Origin of the sequence: Streptomyces sp. NBC_00122 (assembly GCF_045160845.1) — a bacterium.
In the GTDB taxonomy this organism is placed as follows: domain Bacteria; phylum Actinomycetota; class Actinomycetes; order Streptomycetales; family Streptomycetaceae; genus Streptomyces.
Genome location: NZ_CP108191.1, coordinates 7,340,991 through 7,357,232, shown reverse-complemented (window position 1 = coordinate 7,357,232; position 16,242 = coordinate 7,340,991). Strand labels below are relative to the sequence as shown.

Annotated in this window: 17 protein-coding genes; 5 read left to right on the top strand and 12 right to left on the bottom strand. The window is 67.9% G+C overall.

Going from position 1 to position 16,242, the window contains the following annotated elements; genetic code table 11:
* Nucleotides 1–18 precede the first annotated feature (18 nt).
* Together OG737_RS33770 and OG737_RS33765 are read right to left on the bottom strand one after the other, a co-directional pair.
* Nucleotides 19–549, bottom strand: a complete 531-nt coding sequence (locus OG737_RS33770; RefSeq protein ID WP_331743259.1) for a transposase — start codon at nt 547–549, stop codon at nt 19–21.
* On the bottom strand, nt 546–1,085 hold the full coding sequence (locus tag OG737_RS33765) for a winged helix-turn-helix domain-containing protein (RefSeq protein ID WP_331742905.1): 540 nt from the start codon (nt 1,083–1,085) through the stop codon (nt 546–548). Before OG737_RS33765 ends, OG737_RS33770 begins: the two co-directional genes overlap by 4 nt.
* 28 nt (nt 1,086–1,113) lie before the next feature.
* Between OG737_RS33765 and OG737_RS33760 the strand changes: the two genes are divergently transcribed.
* Complete coding sequence (locus tag OG737_RS33760) at nt 1,114–3,204, top strand: PQQ-binding-like beta-propeller repeat protein (RefSeq protein WP_405922385.1); 2,091 nt, start codon at nt 1,114–1,116, stop codon at nt 3,202–3,204.
* A gap of 1,506 nt (nt 3,205–4,710) precedes the next feature.
* On the opposite strand, the gene OG737_RS33755 is transcribed toward OG737_RS33760, so the two are convergent.
* Complete coding sequence (locus OG737_RS33755) at nt 4,711–5,376, bottom strand: hypothetical protein (protein ID WP_405676360.1); 666 nt, start codon at nt 5,374–5,376, stop codon at nt 4,711–4,713.
* Between the two features lie 165 nt (nt 5,377–5,541).
* On the opposite strand from OG737_RS33755, the gene OG737_RS33750 reads away from it, so the two are divergent.
* On the top strand, nt 5,542–6,036 hold the full coding sequence (locus OG737_RS33750; RefSeq protein ID WP_331742794.1) for a hypothetical protein: 495 nt from the start codon (nt 5,542–5,544) through the stop codon (nt 6,034–6,036).
* Here OG737_RS33750 and OG737_RS33745 read toward each other — a convergent pair.
* The 7 genes from OG737_RS33745 to OG737_RS33715 form a co-directional block, all read right to left on the bottom strand.
* On the bottom strand, nt 6,002–6,784 hold the full coding sequence (locus OG737_RS33745; protein ID WP_405922384.1) for an IS5 family transposase: 783 nt from the start codon (nt 6,782–6,784) through the stop codon (nt 6,002–6,004). The two genes, OG737_RS33750 and OG737_RS33745, sit on opposite strands and share 35 nt — an antisense overlap.
* 659 nt (nt 6,785–7,443) lie before the next feature.
* Nucleotides 7,444–7,860 (bottom strand): lasso peptide biosynthesis B2 protein, encoded by a 417-nt coding sequence (locus OG737_RS33740; RefSeq protein WP_405676365.1) that lies wholly within the window; start codon nt 7,858–7,860, stop codon nt 7,444–7,446.
* Nucleotides 7,857–8,117, bottom strand: coding sequence for a lasso peptide biosynthesis PqqD family chaperone (locus OG737_RS33735; RefSeq protein WP_405676367.1), 261 nt, complete (start codon nt 8,115–8,117; stop codon nt 7,857–7,859). The genes OG737_RS33740 and OG737_RS33735 overlap by 4 nt, the downstream gene beginning before the upstream one ends.
* Entirely contained in the window at nt 8,114–9,886 is a 1,773-nt protein-coding gene (locus tag OG737_RS33730; protein WP_405922383.1) for an asparagine synthase-related protein, read from the bottom strand. Before OG737_RS33730 ends, OG737_RS33735 begins: the two co-directional genes overlap by 4 nt.
* Nucleotides 9,887–10,094: 208 nt before the next feature.
* The gene (locus OG737_RS33725) at nt 10,095–10,214 is read right to left on the bottom strand and encodes a lasso RiPP family leader peptide-containing protein (RefSeq protein WP_405676371.1); all 120 of its coding nucleotides are present in this window, start codon (nt 10,212–10,214) and stop codon (nt 10,095–10,097) included.
* Nucleotides 10,215–10,389: 175 nt separating this feature from the next.
* Nucleotides 10,390–10,512 (bottom strand): lasso RiPP family leader peptide-containing protein, encoded by a 123-nt coding sequence (locus OG737_RS33720; protein WP_405676373.1) that lies wholly within the window; start codon nt 10,510–10,512, stop codon nt 10,390–10,392.
* A gap of 152 nt (nt 10,513–10,664) precedes the next feature.
* Nucleotides 10,665–10,787, bottom strand: coding sequence for a lasso RiPP family leader peptide-containing protein (locus tag OG737_RS33715; RefSeq protein ID WP_405676376.1), 123 nt, complete (start codon nt 10,785–10,787; stop codon nt 10,665–10,667).
* Nucleotides 10,788–11,787: 1,000 nt separating this feature from the next.
* On the opposite strand from OG737_RS33715, the gene OG737_RS33710 reads away from it, so the two are divergent.
* The 3 genes from OG737_RS33710 to OG737_RS33700 all read left to right on the top strand — a co-directional run bounded on the left by OG737_RS33710 (nt 11,788) and on the right by OG737_RS33700 (nt 14,344).
* Nucleotides 11,788–12,489: a response regulator transcription factor gene (locus tag OG737_RS33710; RefSeq protein WP_405676378.1), complete on the top strand. Its 702-nt coding sequence runs from the start codon at nt 11,788–11,790 to the stop codon at nt 12,487–12,489.
* 104 nt (nt 12,490–12,593) lie between these two features.
* Nucleotides 12,594–13,853: a sensor histidine kinase gene (locus tag OG737_RS33705; protein WP_405676380.1), complete on the top strand. Its 1,260-nt coding sequence runs from the start codon at nt 12,594–12,596 to the stop codon at nt 13,851–13,853.
* 362 nt (nt 13,854–14,215) lie between these two features.
* The gene (locus OG737_RS33700) at nt 14,216–14,344 is read left to right on the top strand and encodes a hypothetical protein (RefSeq protein WP_405676382.1); all 129 of its coding nucleotides are present in this window, start codon (nt 14,216–14,218) and stop codon (nt 14,342–14,344) included.
* Between the two features lie 243 nt (nt 14,345–14,587).
* Here the strand turns inward: OG737_RS33700 and OG737_RS33695 are convergent, their stop codons facing one another.
* Together OG737_RS33695 and OG737_RS33690 are read right to left on the bottom strand one after the other, a co-directional pair.
* Nucleotides 14,588–15,028, bottom strand: coding sequence for a phage tail protein (locus OG737_RS33695; RefSeq protein ID WP_405676384.1), 441 nt, complete (start codon nt 15,026–15,028; stop codon nt 14,588–14,590).
* Nucleotides 15,029–15,693: 665 nt separating this feature from the next.
* Nucleotides 15,694–16,080 (bottom strand): hypothetical protein, encoded by a 387-nt coding sequence (locus OG737_RS33690; protein ID WP_405676386.1) that lies wholly within the window; start codon nt 16,078–16,080, stop codon nt 15,694–15,696.
* Nucleotides 16,081–16,242: the final 162 nt, after the last annotated feature.

The window sequence follows — 16,242 nt, the reverse complement described above, 5'->3', positions numbered from 1 at the left end:
TACGAATTACTGAGTTTTTCAGGGTGGGGTCGGTTGGGTGAGGCCGGTGGCGGTGAGGCAGCCGTCTATGAGGTGGGGTCTGAGTTGGATTCTGCGTAACTCGCGGCGGAGGACACGGTCGAGGTCGTCGGGTGTGTCGAAGGCGGTGTTGGCCATTGCTCTGCGCACGAGTGACCAAACGGCCTCGACGGGGTTCAGGTCGGGCGCGTAGGGCGGGAGACGGATGGTGGTGAGCCAGTCGTGCTCGGCCTCGTACCGCTTCAGCCCGGCGGCCAGGTGGGTGTTGAGATTGTCCCAGACCACCACGATCGGGCCGCCGAGCTGGATATGGGCCCGCACCAGCAGGTCCCGGTAGTCCTTCCAGGAGAAGCTCTTCCGGGCGCCTTTGAGGAGGAGGTGGTTGCGGGGCCGGTGGATGAGGCGGCTCTTTTCGCCGGGTTTGTAGCAGCACAAGGCGGCGACCGAGGTCCGGCGGCGGGACCTGCCCCTCACCCGGATGACGGGGGTGTGTCCGCGCCGGCCCCAGGTGCGGGCGCGGGGCGGCGTCATGGAGAATCCGGCCTCGTCCTCGAAGACGATCCAGCCCCCGTGGGCCGCCGCGAGGCTTTTACCCGCGGCCACACCTCCTTCTTCCACAGTTCGATGGCGTGCTCGTCACGTTCGAGGGCTCTGCGGGCGGGTGCCTGCCAGGACCAGCCGTGCCGCTTCAGCAGCCGCCACACCGTCGCCACCGACAGGCACAGCCCGAACCGGCGGCGGATCACCGTCCGCACCCGCATCAGAGTCCACCGCTGATCCTCGAAGCCGTGCCCGGCCGGGCCCTTGCCGAGTTCCTCCTCGAGCACGGCGAACTGGGCATCTGTGACAGTCGGCTCGTTGGCCGGACCCGCCGATCGCAAGCCCTCAAGCCCGCCCTCGCGCCAGGCACGGCGCCAGCGTTCCACCGACCGCACGCTCACCCGCAGATCCTTCGCGATCACCGCGGTCTTCTCACCCGTCGCGAACCGGTCCCCGGCCTGGAGCCGGATCCCCTCCCGAAACGCCCGACGCTCAGCGGTCAGGCCCCCACCCTCCGGATAACGCATACCACCGGCATACCGCAGGGATCATCAAGTGTCACTACCCGACGACAACCCGAAAAGCTCAGTAGTCGCGCTCGTCGGACGGGGCGGCATGGGTGAGGTGTGGGAGGGCCGTGACCAGCTGATCGAGCGCCGAGTGGCGGTCAAGTTGTTGCCGCACGACCGGCGGAACACTTCCGGCGCGGAGTTGTTCTTTCGTGAGGCCAAGACCGCTGGCGGGTTGAACCACGCGGGTGTGGTGACGGTGTTCGACCTGGGTCGGGACCCCGACGACGGCACCCTGTACCTGGTGATGGAGTTCCTGACCGGGCGGGACCTCGACACGGCGCTCCGTCAGGACGGTCCACCCGAGGTGGCGACAGCGGTGGAGTGGGCGGCGCAGACCGCCGCGGCGCTACAGGCGGCACACGCGGCCGGGGTCGTGCACCGGGACCTGAAACCCGCAAACCTGTTCCTCTCTCCGCACGGTCGGGTGAAGATCCTCGACTTCGGCATAGCCCGGTACATGGCGTCCACGAACCGGTCAAGCAAGGTCGTCGGCACCTTGGCGTACATGCCTCCCGAACGGTTCGGCGAGCTCCCCGGGGACACTCGGTCCGACCTGTACTCCCTAGGCTGCGTCCTCCACGAACTCCTCACCGGACACATCCCCTTCCCAGTCGGCGACATGGCCGCGATGATCGCCGCTCACCTCCACGCGACCCCGACACCACCAGGCGACATCCGGCCCGAGGTTCCCGCCGCCCTGGACGACCTCGTCCTGGCCCTCCTCGCCAAGGACCCCGACGACCGGCCCTCATCCGCCGCCGAGGTCCACCACCGGCTCCGCGAACTCCCCACCACCACCCCGACACACGGACCCGACACCCACCCGCCCGGCCCGCACACGAACATCGTGAACGCGAGCCCACCCACAGGCACCGGACCCGACACCCCCGAAGGACGCACCACCGTCCCCCGGACCCACCCCCTGCACCAGGCACCCACCGCCACGGCCCCCACACCGGAACGCGTCCCGGGACCGGCCGCAGGCACCCCGCCAGCGCCCCGGCGCATCACCCGCCGCACCGCGCTGTGGCTCGGCGCCGACGCGGCCGCGGCCGCCTGCATCCCCGCCGCCCTCACCCTGTTCGACCACACCACCCGCGACCCGCGGCTTCCCCCCGACCCGCGGCTTCGGTGGCGCTACGCCATCAAATTCGCAACGTCGCTCGCGGTGGTTGACGGAGTGGTGTACGTCGTCAGCGCTGCCCTCAACGAGGTGTACGCCCTGAACGCCGACACAGGTGCCGAGAAATGGGACTTCACCGCCGGCAAGAACGTCCGTTCGCTGGCGGTGGCCGCTGGAGAGGTGTACGTCGGCAGTGAGTCGTACCTGTACACCCTGGACGCGGCTACGGGCGAAAGGAAAGGGTCCCACCCCACCGACTACGCCGTCGAATTGTCGCCCACGGTGACTGGCGAGATCGTGTACACCGGCGGCCCGAAAGTGCACGCCCTGGACGCCACCACCGGCACCGAAAAGTGGGCCTTCGACTTCGCCAACCAGTATCCCACCGGGTCGCCGACGGTAACCGCCGGGATCGTGTACATCGCCAGCGACACCAAGGTGCACGCCCTGGACGCCGCCACCGGCACCGAGAAATGGGCCTCCGACACCGGCGGTCCGATCCACTCGTCGCCTACGGTGGCCGACGGAATCGTGTTCATCGGCAGCGGCACAAAGGTGCACGCCCTGGACACGGCCACCGGCACCGAGAAATGGGCGTTCACCGCCACCGAAAGTCCCACCGCGTCCCCTACAGTCGCCGACGGAATCGTGTTCATCGGCAGCGGCACAAAGGTGCACGCCCTGGACACGGCCACCGGCACCGAGAAATGGGCCTTCACCACCGGCGGTCGGATCCGCACATCGCAAGCGGTGGCCAACGGAATCGTGTACATCGGCAGCGAGGACCACAACGTGTACGCCGTCGACGCTGCCACCGGCGCCAAGGAATGGGCTTTCACCACCGGCGGTCTCATCCACACGTCGCCAGCGGTGGCCAACGGAATCGTGTACATCGGCAGCGGCGACGACATATACGCCCTGAACGCCGCCACTGGGAAGGGCCCGGCCTAGCCTTCCCCGCCCCACTCTCAACAGGCGTGCAGCCCTGATCGTCCAAGGTCGACCAACTGGGGAACTGAATCGAGCGGAGGGTGGGTAGGCCGGCCACCTCCCAACCCTCGCCGAGGAAGGAGGAGGTGCCGAACCGGCTCGACACCGGGCAGCTCGCCCAGCTGGGCGTGGACTGGGCGTAGGACTGAGGCAGGGAGCGGGGGGCGGGAGGGAGACCTCGATGGCCTCCGTCAGCCGGCCCGCAACCCGCGCTACACGAGCGACACCGGAACTTCTGTGGGAAACGACAGCGGCCTTCACCAAAAGAACGACACCCCACACCCCAACCCGGACCTACCAGCAGGACCGATGCCATCAGAGTCCAGTGCAGACGGCTGTCGCCAACCACTGAAAATCACACGTCGCTCATCAGTCTCACTGACCGAGACGCCCCGGCGCGCAACTCACCGGGCCGGTGGCGGTTTCGGCCCTGTACGAACCTGCTGGTGACCGCTTCAATTGACCGGACATGACGTACCAGGGGCGGGGGCTTCAAGGTGCTGGCACGGGAGTACGGCTATCAGATCTCTCTCCAACCTTCAGGTGAGGTCACACCACGCCTGTTAGAAGTCCACGACGACGCCGTCACGGACCACGACAGAACCAGACACCACATCAGCTGGGCTCCGTTCGCGATCGCGGTCCCCGGAGCCCTCATGGGTTCGGTATTCGCCGCGCAGCCGTTCGCGATGATGGTGGGTGCCGCTCTCAGCGGCGGGCTGTCACACCTGATGCTCGCCGCCCTCGACCGAAGGGAACTGGCGAACTTCCAGGCGCAGCGCAAGGTCTACACGGAGCAGCCCTGGCAGGTATGGCCATGCCGCATCGAGGCAGTGTGGGGGGAATCAGAACGCCGCCTGCTGCTCCTGGCCCCCGACGGGACAGCGGCCGCGGCATACAAAGGTCTGGTCCCGGAAACGGCGTGGCTGAACATGACAGACGGACGCGGGCTCGTCTGGCTGGCCGGAGACCTCCGCTTCGGCGCGCTACTCGCCACGCCCGGCGGCGAGCCCTTCTGGTGGATGCACCCAGCCCCCTACCCGCCACAGCCGGCCTGTCCGACGACGTCCAAGCAGCACTCACCCACGGTGCCATGCAATTCACCTTCGACCAGTGGCTGCAATAACCACCACGTGATCACACCTCGCCAGCCTCAACGCCGGAAACGGAACCGGCTGAAGCAGGAGCAGCGGCGGCGTCTCGGCGAGCCGGGCGTGAAAGCGGCCGTCCGCCCCCCGCCCAAGCGAGTGCGAGGACCATGTCCGGCCGAGGTGAGATCTACCGGTTTCGTGTCAGTACACGACCTGCACGTCTACCACCCCGTGTCACTACCCCCACCCCACCGTCCCATGTCAGTACGCCAAATCCGATCACTGCCTCCACCAGCACAAACAGCAGCACCTGACGCAATGTCACTGCCGTCACCCACTGACATGAAAGCGGCGCATCGCAGCCGACGTGCACTGCTCACCGCGCCGACGTCCAATGAAGCGTCGGCGCCTCACCAAACCGTTGGGGCAAGTCTGCGGTCAGCTTCCACTGCTTGTGGCCCTCGACAAAGCAATCGACCCAGAGACGGACTTCCTTGTTGCGGTAGTCCCTCTCCCACTGTTCCGAGCCGCCGCCGTACAGCCGATGGGGATGGGTCGGGTCGAGGGCCAGGCGGTACTCCTCGCCCGGCAAGAGCGAGAGCGGTTCGATACTCCGCCCGGTCTCATCAGCGCTGTTTGTGGAGTGCCGAAACCGGTAGGGGCCCCAGATCGTGGCGTCGCGCTCCTCCGCGGTCAGCCCGCCGCCCAAGATCGGGTCGTTGCTGCGGTCCCGGTCGTCGCGTACACGCAGCTCCACCGAGGTCAGCCTGCCGAGCGACGAGGGCCCGCCGTACAGCACAAGCAGCTCCACGTACCCGCGTTCCTTGGTCACCCGGAATGCGATCTTGGGCGTCAGCTCACGGTGCCAGCGGTCGCGTTCGATCTGCGCCACGGACTCGGCAGTCTGATAGGCGAGCTCGGCAGTTCGGTTCGCAGTCCGGGAATTACGATCCGCCGACCTCGCGGCCTTCATGGCGCTGTACGCGGCCCAGCCACTGAACGCGGCGGCGACGGCGGCGATACTGCCCTCAACTATGTCCATGCTGGCATTCAACCGCTGCACTGACACCGCCAAGGCCTGGTTTGGCGATCTCAGAAGCCGTTGTCTTTCCGAGCGTGATGGGTGTGTTTGCGCTGGTCAGGCATGTGGCTGGTCTTTCGGTGGGAGGGACGAGGTGTTGTGTCGTCTCTTCGGTGGAGGTGCTGGATGCCGTCGGTGATGGGGCTGCTGGAGGAGCGTGAACGAGCCGCTCGGCAGCGAGTGGACGTTCTTCAGGCCGAGCTGCGGGAGGCGGAGGCCGCGTGGGAGCGGTTCGTGATCGCCCGGGAGACGGTGGCCGAGGTCCTGGCGGAACCGTGCGGAGGCGAGGAGGTGCCACCGGTCGTGGTGGCCGGCGGGCGGCCGGCGCGGGTTGTGGGTGCGGTGGCCGGCTCGGTGGTGCCGGTGTGGCGAGAAGGCCTCGGCGCTGCGGTGCTGGCGCCGGATTACCAGCAGCTCGTGGACGTTCTGGCTGGTGGGATCGGGTCGGGTGTCGGGGCGATGGACTGCCGGCAACTCGCAGTGGCGGTCGGGCTGGAGCCGGTGCCTGCGAAGGTGGAGGGAGTGCGGTCGAAGGTGAAGCGCCTGGCCGCGCGGGGATGGCTGGCAGAGGAACGCCCGGGGATGTTCAGTGCCGTCGCCGGGCGAGGCGACGGCTCATGAGCATGCTCATCGACCACAGGATCATCGCCACGGCGCTGTCGGTGCGGGCTTCGTAGTCGCGGGCCAGGCGGCGTGAGCGCATCAGCCATGCGAACGTGCGCTCCACCAGCCATCTTTTCGGCAGGACGACGAAGCCTGTGGTGTCGTCGCTGCGTTTGACCACCGTCAGCGCGATCCGCAGCACGTTGCGGGCGAGGTCGACGAGTTGGCCGGTGTAGCCGCCGTCGGCCCAGACCAGCGTGATGCGCCAGTGCCGCTCGCGCAGCCGGGCCAGCAGTGTCTGTCCCGCGTCCCGGTCAGTGACGGATGCCGCCGTGACCACGACGGTCAGCAGCAGACCGAGGGTGTCCACCACGATGTGGCGCTTGCGGCCGTTGACCTTCTTGCCGCCGTCGAAGCCCCTGGTCGCGGCCGGCACCGATGCGGCGCCTTTCACCGACTGGGCGTCGATGATGCCCGCCGTCGGTTCCAGGTCGCGGCCGGCCGCTTCACGGATCCGGTCGCGGAGCCGGTCGTGGAACTCGGCCGTCAGGCCTTTGTCGCGCCAGCGTCGGAAGAAGGCGTAGACGCGGTCCCACGCGGGGAAGTCCGCGGGCATCGCCCGCCAGGTGACGCCGCCCGCGACCAGGTAGCGGACCGCGTCGACCATCTGCCGGTGGCAATAGCCCTCCGGCTGTCCGCCGCGGCCCTCCAGCCAGCCCGGCACCGGAAGTGCGGCACGGACCTCGGCCCATTCCGCGTCCGTCATGTCCGACGGATATCGGGGCTCCCGGCTCGGACGATCGCTCGCGTTCCCGTACATGTGGGCGAGGCAGTCACACGACCGGGAAGGCGAGTTGGACGACGCGGGGGACAGCACGAAAGACTGCGGCACCAGGGTCTCCTGACGCTCGGATGGATTCGACACCCACGAGCTGTTCGGGAGGCCCTGCCTTCATGCCCAGACCGGCCGAAGATCACCCGGCCGGGCAACCACACTCGAACTCACGACCACCTTGATCGATAGAGCAACGGCTACTCAGCCTGGTGGGCTCACCAGGCTGGGGGGAGGCAGTGAGTTACGCCTCCGGGCGCCCTGGAGTCACCTTCGGGATCGACCAGCCGGAGCGGCTCCAGCGGTACAAGCCCGCCAGAGCCTGTGGGCTGGCCCCGCAACTACAGGCGGTGCAACACGCACCCGGCTCGACTCCTTCTCGGGCATATTCGCAGTTCAGGGGTGCAACGCCGGTCCGTTGCACCCCGGATTTGCCGGGCCGTGTTGCAGGGCGTGTCTGGGGCGGCGGGTGTCGATGCACGTCGCCCCTGGGCGACGGAGAGGTCCAGGTCGTGGACGGCTTCGACGTCTTCGTTGGCTGCGGTGCAGGATCAGGGTGACGATTGCCCGTGACGTGGGGGTGGGCCGGGTCATCAGCGGGCCGGGACGGACATCACCAGATGAAAGTCAGTGATGGCGTCGGGATCTTCGCCAACCGGGTTACCGTCCACAACGATCCAGGCGTGGGCAGTGAAGGGTTGAGTGGTCACGCCAGTGCACCATTGTGGCCAGGTGCCGCCCAGGCGGCACAGCAGCGCAGTGGCGATGGATCGCTCCAGGCAGCGGGGCCCGGCGATGGCGACGCTGACGGACACAACGGCGTTGCGTGCTTGCAGTGCCTGGGGCAGGTCGGCTGGACGAGCGCCGTGGCTCGCGAGTTCGAGGACCTGGCGTAGGCGTCGCGGCGATAGGTGCGCCATCAGCCGGGCGGTGGCCACGGTGACCAGGGCGGCGGGGCGCTGGTGCCACGGAACGGTGGTGGACGGTTCGAGAGTCAGCTGGCCGCTCATGACGCGGCCACCTTGGCGGCGCGCAGGGCATGCAGTAGGTCGTCGACGTCCTGTTTGACCTGGGCTGTTTCGGCGTCGGGGAAACGTTGGCACAGGCTGGTGACGACGCCTTGCAGGGACGTACCGTCGAGCAGGGCGCGTAAGGCCAGGGCGCCCGTGCCGTTGAGCAACCAGTAGCGGCCGGTGCGCTCGTCGAGTAGGACCGTACCGTGCTCGGTGTCGGTGACGGACACTTCAGGTGCCAGGGCGAAGGTCATTGTATTTCCTTGACGATTCGAGGAGAGGGAACGGGCACGGCGGTGGTCCGGGCGGTATCAGCCGGGGACAGGCTGCGCAGCCACAGTTCGCAGGCGAGGGTGGAGTCCAAGGGCATCAGGGGCCGGGTGTCGGCGTGCAGGCCTCGCAGGACGGTGCGCAGGATGGAGGCGTCGACGAGGCCCATGCGAACCAGATGGGAGTCGTCCATGAGCTTGAGGAGCTCTCCGCGGCGACGGCGCACTCCCGCGTAGAGCTCGGCACTGGCGTCGGCCTTGGTCGTGCGGCTGAGCAGGCCGGCGGGAACAATGCCGCGCAAGGCCGTGCCGAGCATGGGCTTGAACTGGCCCAGGGCCACCCGGTCCTCCAGCCGTACCGAAAGAATGGCCTCCAGGACACGATCGTCGGTGAAGGGTGCGTGGAAGGTGACACCGGTGTGGGCACCGATATGGGAGCTGCGGCGGGTGGCGTTGCCGTTAACGCGGTTGAGCCGGATCATCTCGTGCTGGACGGGCAGGGCAGCCAATGGCTGCGGTGTCGCGGCGAGGGCGTCGAGGATGTGACGCCGGACGGTCGCCGCGGCATGCGGAGTAGCCCATGGCGGGAGCTTCGGTAACGGCTCCCAGTCTGCTCCGGTGCCGCGGTCGTGCCCTTCGGTAAGGGTGTTGCTGCAGGCGGCCAGCCACTGCGCGTAGGAGGGTGACGAGGCGAAGGTACGGCCGGTGGTGGTCAGTGACCAGCGGCGCATGGAGCGCAAGGCGCGCAAGTGCGGCAGGGCGGTCAGGGGTTGCCGTCGGGCGAGGGCGTGCAGGGCCATCAGGCTGGGGTGGAAGAGCTCGTCACCGTTGAGGCCTTGGAGGTGGCGTCGCGAGCCGTGGGCTGCGGCAAGCCGGGCCGAGTGCTCGATGGTTGCGCGGGTCCGCACGAACGTCAGGGGGCCTTCTCGGTCATGGACGGCATGAGTGAGGGGCGCGTACCAGTCTGGGGCCTGACCGGCGCCGACCAGGAGGTGCCGGGCGCCTGGCAAAGCAGCCTCGGCTTGGGTCCAGTACCGGTCATCATCAGACCGGCCCAGCGCCTGGTAGTGGACCGTCACCAGGTGGGCGTCGTGGCGGTCGGCGTCGGCCAGGAAGCACAGGCTGGTGGAGTCGAGGCCGCCGGACATGTCGGCACTCACGACCTCTTGGCCTGCGGTACAGCTAGCCACTGCCTCGGTCAGTGCCTGCCGGATCGTGTCGCCGTTGCCCAGTGGGCGGTACGGTTCCGGCGCAGTCCACCACTGACGGGTGCGCCCTGTGCCGTCACGACCGATCTCAAGGCAGTGCCCGGCCGCAGGGGAGCACACGCCACGCCACAGGCTCCGCTCGCTCAGTGGCCACGGCGGCCCGAAGGGAGAGAGCAGAGCCAGCGCCACCTGATCCTCGTCGATGCTGGCCCCGATCCGGTCGGCCAGTGCCTGGGGGCGGTCGGCGGCCAGGGTGACTCCGGCGACCGTGGCGTAGTAGGTCTGACACGCCGTCGACACCGTGCCCTGGACGCGCACCTCTCCGTCTATTGACGCCACGAGGTGGAAGCTTCCAGCGGCCGTTGCGGCTAGGTGGTCGAGGTCGCGCACCGACCGGACGTCGCGCACCTGCCGGGTGAGGAGGGCTGCGTCCGCAGTGGTGCGGCCGAGTAGGGCCACGCGATGCGGGCCCACGGCGGTGACCACGAGGTCCTCTTCGTTCCAGCAGCCCACGATCCAGGGCCGTCCCGAGTGGTGCTCTATCACCTGTGTCGTCGGTGGTCCTGCAGCTGGCGTGAGCGCCAGGGCCGCAGCGCCGCTCGGGTGATCGGGAAGTACCAAGAATTCCATGCCGGCCCCTTCCACAGGGGTTGAGTTAAGAGGTGGGGAAGACGCACGGCTGGCACGGATCGTCTCCGTGCCAGCCGGCGCTCAGGAGTGGTCAGAGCAGGTGCTCAGCTCCGCCGAAGGCGGATCAGAACCACCAGCCGCCGAAGAAGTCCACCCAGAATCCGCGGTAGGTGGCGCGGGTGACGTCCGCGAAGTCACCGATCTCAGCGAGCATGGGGGTCTCGTACGAGGTCTCTGTGGTCATGGAAGATCAACTCCTTGAGTTGGATTCTGCGAACGGGTTGGGTTTTGCGTGAGCCAGCACGGGCAGTGCCGGCGGAACATGGGCGGATCTCCATCCGCGTGCCTCGATCCGCTGGGGCGGTCGACGGCCAGCGCTGCTGGAATGATCCGAGCAGGTGTCAGCTCTGCAAGGCGGCTCAGAAGAAATCGAACCAGCCGATGACATCCACCCAGCGGCCGCGCCAGTTGCCGCGGGTGAGGTCGGCGAACTCGCCCACGTCCACCATCGCGGGCGTCTCGTACGAGGTCTCCATGGTCATGGAAGATCAACTCCTTGAGTTGGGGTCTAGGAACAGTTGGGTTCTCCGTGAGCCAGCACGACAGTGGTCGCGTGACTCGACCCGCTCGGGCCGGTCGGCGGCCAGAGTCACCGGACTCGTCAGAGCAGGTGCTCAGCTCTGCCGTAGATGGATCAGAACCACCACATGCCGATGAAATCCAGGTAGTAGCCGAGATGGCTGCCGCGGGTGACGTCGGAAAACTCACCCATGTCCACCATCGCGGGCGCCTCGTACTCCACGATCTCCGTGTTCATGGAAACCTCTTCTCGTTGAGTGACGTCCAGCATGTGCCACGGAATTTGGGCAATGCTGACCCGCTGCAAACGAACTGCCTCCCGACCGCACGTCGACGTGCAGCTACACCCCGGAAGATCGGCTTTGCGATCCCGTTCGAATCAGGTGATGAAGAGACTTCCACTGCGTGCCTGAAGGCATCCTGAAGGTTCCTGAAAGAGCGTCCTACCAGCGAAGCGATGGATGATTACAGGAGCGTTGGTGCATGACCCTCTCTCGCAGCGTGGAGTTATTGCCAGACGGGAATCTGAGGGGTTGGCTTTGTACGCGTCGAAGAGCAGCGTTTTGACAGCAGTTCGGGAGTCACCCTGGCCGTCGGCGCTGAGCCGTTGTTCGTGACCTCGGACGGCACCGCCCAACGCCAGGAATCGGTGCCGGCGGTCTGGGCGTCCTCGGAAGCCAGGTCGCTGAGGACAAAAGCGCTGGCTACGGAGCCAGGTGACCGGTTGCGCGGCTCCGACGTCGTCTCACGGCCCGCTGCGGCGCACTGCCCCCTTCTCGTGAAGATTGACCTCCCGCCTCGGCGGGTGCCTCCCGAAGCCGTGACGAACGGGCTTCACAACCCGTGAACAAAGCCAGAGGGGTCATGGCGGGGAAGAGGTCGTCATACAATGTGGGGTTCCTCGCGGGTGCGGTGCGGATCGTGACAGGGATGGCCGCAGAGGTTGCACGGGACCTGGATGTCCCGGCGAGCACGCTGTAGAACTGGGTCCACCGTGCCGGGGCTAGCGGACACGAAGGCGGCTGGGACGTCCGAACGCTACGACCGACTACGCGAGGAGAGCGCCGGCGGCGCAGCTCGGCGGGCGACCTGCCACTCATGGAGTTCGAAGGGATCGTCAGGAGAGCCAAAGTCGAGGCGCATCTGATGGTCCAGGCCGTACAACCGAGGACTTCACGATTACTTGGGAATTCACACCTTTCAGGTTCTCTTCAGCTGCAGTACGCGATGCTGTCGCCATGCGGATTCTCGTGGTCGAGGACGACCGGCGGCTGGCGGAGCTGTTACGCCGTGGGCTCGTGGGTGAGGGTTTTGCGGTGGACGTCGCGCACACCGGAACCGCCGGCCTGGAGCTGGCGACGGTGAACGGCTACGACGTGATCGTGCTGGATGTGATGCTGCCGGGGCTGAACGGCTTCCGGGTGTGCGCGGGGCTGCGTGAGGCGGGCGTGTGGACGCCCGTGCTGATGCTGACGGCGAAGGACGGTGAGTACGACGAGGCCGAGGGACTGGACACCGGTGCGGACGACTACGTCACCAAGCCCTTCTCCTACGTGGCGCTGGTGGCGCGGCTGAGGGCCCTGGTCCGGCGCGGCCGGCCGGAACGCCCGGCGGTGTTACAGCTCGGCGACCTCCGGGTCGATCCCGCCGCACGGCGCTGCCTGCGCGGGAACACTCCGGTGCCTTTGACGGCCCGCGAGTTCGCCGTCCTGGAGTACCTCGCCGGCCGCAGCGGAGAGGTCGTCTCCAAGAGCGAGGTGATCGAGCACGTCTGGGACCACGCCTATGACGGAGACGTCAACATCGTCGAGGTCTACATAAGTGCACTGCGCCGCAAGATCGACACCCCCTTCGGCTGCCGAACCATCCACACGGTCCGGGGCGCCGGGTACCGCCTCGAAGCCGCGACCGCCGGGCGGGTAGGCAGTGGTCAGCCGTGACTCGTCGGCGATGGCAGCTGTCGATCCGGGCGCGTGTCGCCCTCCTTGCGGCGGCACTGGTGGCCGTGCCGCTCATCTTGGCCGCTGGGGCAGGGGTCGTTCTGTTGCGGGAGTCCCTGCTGCGCGATGCCCGCGAGGATACCTACCAAGTCGGCGCGCACCCGGAGGACGACGCGTACAGCAAGCCTGTCGCCGACTGCGCCTCGTTCCCGTTCGACCGGAACCAGCAGGGCGTCGCCGTGATCACACAGCGAACCTGTGACCCCCGTCTTGGCGGCTGGCCCGAATGGCTCGGCAAACCCGATGGCGGATCGCTGTCGCTGACAGCTTGGGCCGCTCCCTCAAGAGAGCCGGGCGTGATCCGGATAGCGGCCTTCGGCGGGCCGAAGCCGGACTTATCGCGCCTGGTGGTCACCGTCAACCCTCTGGAGCGCGAACAGGCCGAACTCAATAGCACAACAAGTCTCCTGACCTCCGCCGTTGTCGCCATGACCGCCATCGTGGCAGCCAGCGCGTGGTTCGCCGCAGGACGCGTCCTTCGACCTATGGAGGCGATCCGGCTGAAGTTCGCCGACCTCAGCGCACACCACCTCGACCAGCGCGTCCCCCTGCCTCAGGGCAACAACGAGATCACCCGCCTGGCGCACACCATGAACTCCACCCTGGACCGGCTCCAGACCACGGTCGAGGAGCAGCGGCGGTTTACCGCGGACGCCTCCCATGAACTACGCACCCCCCTCGCCTCGTTGCGCGCCGAATTGGAGATCGCCCTCGCTCAGCCGCGCAACGCCGACTGGCCCGAGGTCGTCCGCGGTGCCCTTGGCGACACCGTCAGACTCCAGCACCTGACCACCGACCTGCTGCTCCTCGCCCGCCTCGATCCCCAGGACGCGGCCCGGCTCTCGTTCCAGCCGGTCGACCTCGCCGGTGTGGTCCGCCAGGAGGCCGTACGCCGCCGGCCGCCCTCCCGCCTCACGCTGGCCGTCCACACCGCGCCCGAACCGCTGAGGGTCCACGGCGCCCCCATGCTCCTCACCCGCGTACTGGCCAACCTCCTCGACAACGCCGAACGCCATGCCACGAGCACGGTCACCATCCGCCTGGCCCCCAACGCCGACGGCGACCGCGCCGTACTGAACGTCCTCGACGACGGTCCCGGCATCCCGGTCGAGCACCGCAGCAGGGTCTTCGACCGCTTCACCCGCCTCGACGCCGCGCGCACCCGCGATGCCGGCGGCTCCGGCCTCGGTCTGCCCATCGCCCACCGCATCGCCACCGCCCACCACGGCACCCTCGGCATCGTCGACAGCCCGCACGGCGCGCACTTCCGCGCAACCTTCCCCCTCCACCGCAACAGCGACTGACCACGCACACCGCTCGTGAAGCAGTACTTCCAGGCGAAGGCCCCCACCGTGCCGCACCAGGGGGCGTGCCGGTGTCGTTTTGGCCCAGCGGCACATGCGTGACTCAACCCCCAACACGGCATTGGCCGGACCTGTACGCGCACTCGCTGTGGGCGCTGCTGGCCGCCTTCCCTTGTGCGATCTCCCGCGTTCCTGTCAGTACGCGACCTGCACGTGTACCGCCCCATGACAGCGACAACGGCTCTGAACACCACCCCCGTGTCAGTGGCGAGCATGCCTCCTGGTCACACGACCAGCACGGACACACCTGACTGACGACCTGTCACTGCCACCACCCCACTGACACCAAACCGGCACATCGAATGGAAGGCGAGGCCGCCCCGGTGCCGGTGAAGCTCGGCGTGTGGATCACCAACACCAAGACCCGCCGCCACAAACTCACCCAGGAGCAGCGCACCGCACTCGTCGAACTGGGCGTGGAGTGGGCGTGACACCGCGTCCGACTGGTCGTTGAGCCAGGCGGTCAGCGAAGTGACACAGCCAGGCCCCGGGACGTGCGTCCCGGGGCCTGGCTGTCGGCAGTCGCCCTGGCCACGGCCCTCGCCCGTCGACGCCGCAACGAAGTCGAGCGGACCATCAACCGGATCAAGAACTTCCGGGCGTGGCAAGCACCGTCACCGTCGCCGCGATCCGGCTATGGCTTCGGACGTGATCCGCCGGACAGAACTCGATTGCTACTCGACAGTCATGTCTTCATAGGTGATCGTCACCTGCTCCGTCGCGGGCCCGGATTCGGAGTCCCCCAGCGATGGTCCCTCCCAGCGGGACGCCCAGGCGTTGCTGAGGTGAATGCGGCGGACGGTCTGCTTCTGCGCATCCTTCAAAGCGATCGTGATGCTCTGGCGGGCAGCATCGAGGTCGGCATTGACCAGAGTGGCCTTGATCCAGTCGGTGAACGCAGTGCTCTTGTCCATGCCACGGGTGATCGTGATCTCGCCGGTCTTGCGCGCCTCCGGCTGCTTGCGAGTGAGCAGCTCACCGCTCGGTGAGACCTGCCGGACTTCGACGACGTCCTGCCCAAGTTGCAGCCCCGACACGCTTTGGACGGTCTCGACCTGAAACTTGCCCAACTCGATGGCGAAGGTGCTGCTGCTGAACGAGTCACCGGTCAACACGATGTACGCCTCCCACTGCTCATGACTGGATGGCCGGTGGTCGTTTCCTCCGGCCCGCTACATACGTGCCTAACGCAACTAACGCAAAGAGGTCACATGATCCACCGCAAGCTTTGGCGGGACCGCGCTCTGTTCCACCGGCCATCGCGTGGAACAGAGCGCAGGCAGAAAGAGGAGTTACAAGGGGCGGACCATTTCCGCTTGCGGACCCTAGCCATGGCCCGTCCGCGGTGCCTCGCAGGCCGGCCGGCCACGCCAGCGTCACCCGCAGGCCGCCCGATCCCGACCGGAACCGCTCGATCACCCGAACCTCGCCCAGCACCGCCAACGGCGCCGTTCCCGACGCAGTCAGCTGGCTCACCGATGCCCCGAACGCCCCCGCCCTGAGGGCGGCCAGCTCGTCGGCGTCCGCATCGGTGGACCAGCCGGACAGCTGGTCCCCCCCTCGGCATCGTCGGCCAGGACCAGCCACGGGTCATCGAGCCGGAACCGGGACGTACGGCGCCCGGCGCCGGCCACGACCAGCGAGGCCGATGGCATGGCCACGGGCACCCCGATCTTGTCGTGGGCAAGCAGCCAGGCAACGATCGTCGGCCGGTCGAACTGCGGATGCACCTCCGTGCCGCCGGCCGGGCGGGGGAAGTCGGGGTGTCGGCGGCGCCAGTTCACCACCGGGCCCCACCCACCCGAGCCATCCGCCCCACCTCCGCCAGCAGCACCCTGTCCCGGCCCGGGACAACCGGGTCGAGAGCGGCGAGCGGGGAGCGGCGGCCAGCCGGGGCGGTGCGCACCGCCCGCCAGTCGACCAGGAGACGGACGACCGGGAGCAGGGCGACGTCCTCGGCGCAGTACAGCGGGACCACGGTGACGCCGCCGTGGCGCTTGTAGTCGATCTCCACCGATCCGGCCGGGGCGACCCAACCGAGCCGCACGACACGGTCGGTAAAGTCGACGCGGCGGACCCCGAGTCGGCGCGCGGCCTGGTCCGGGCCCAGGGGGACGTGCCGGTCGAGGAGGGCGGGCAGGTCCCGGCGGCGGGCAAGCGCGGCCACCTGATCCGGATGGACATCGGGGAACTGGATGTCCCCGCCGAGGTCCGTGCGTCGCCGCCCCAGAGACGCTGGCCCCAATGGGCGGTACGACGACTCGATATGCCGAATCCGTCGCGGCGACGGATACAGCGGTGCAACGATATCTACGGGCGAGCGGTGCAC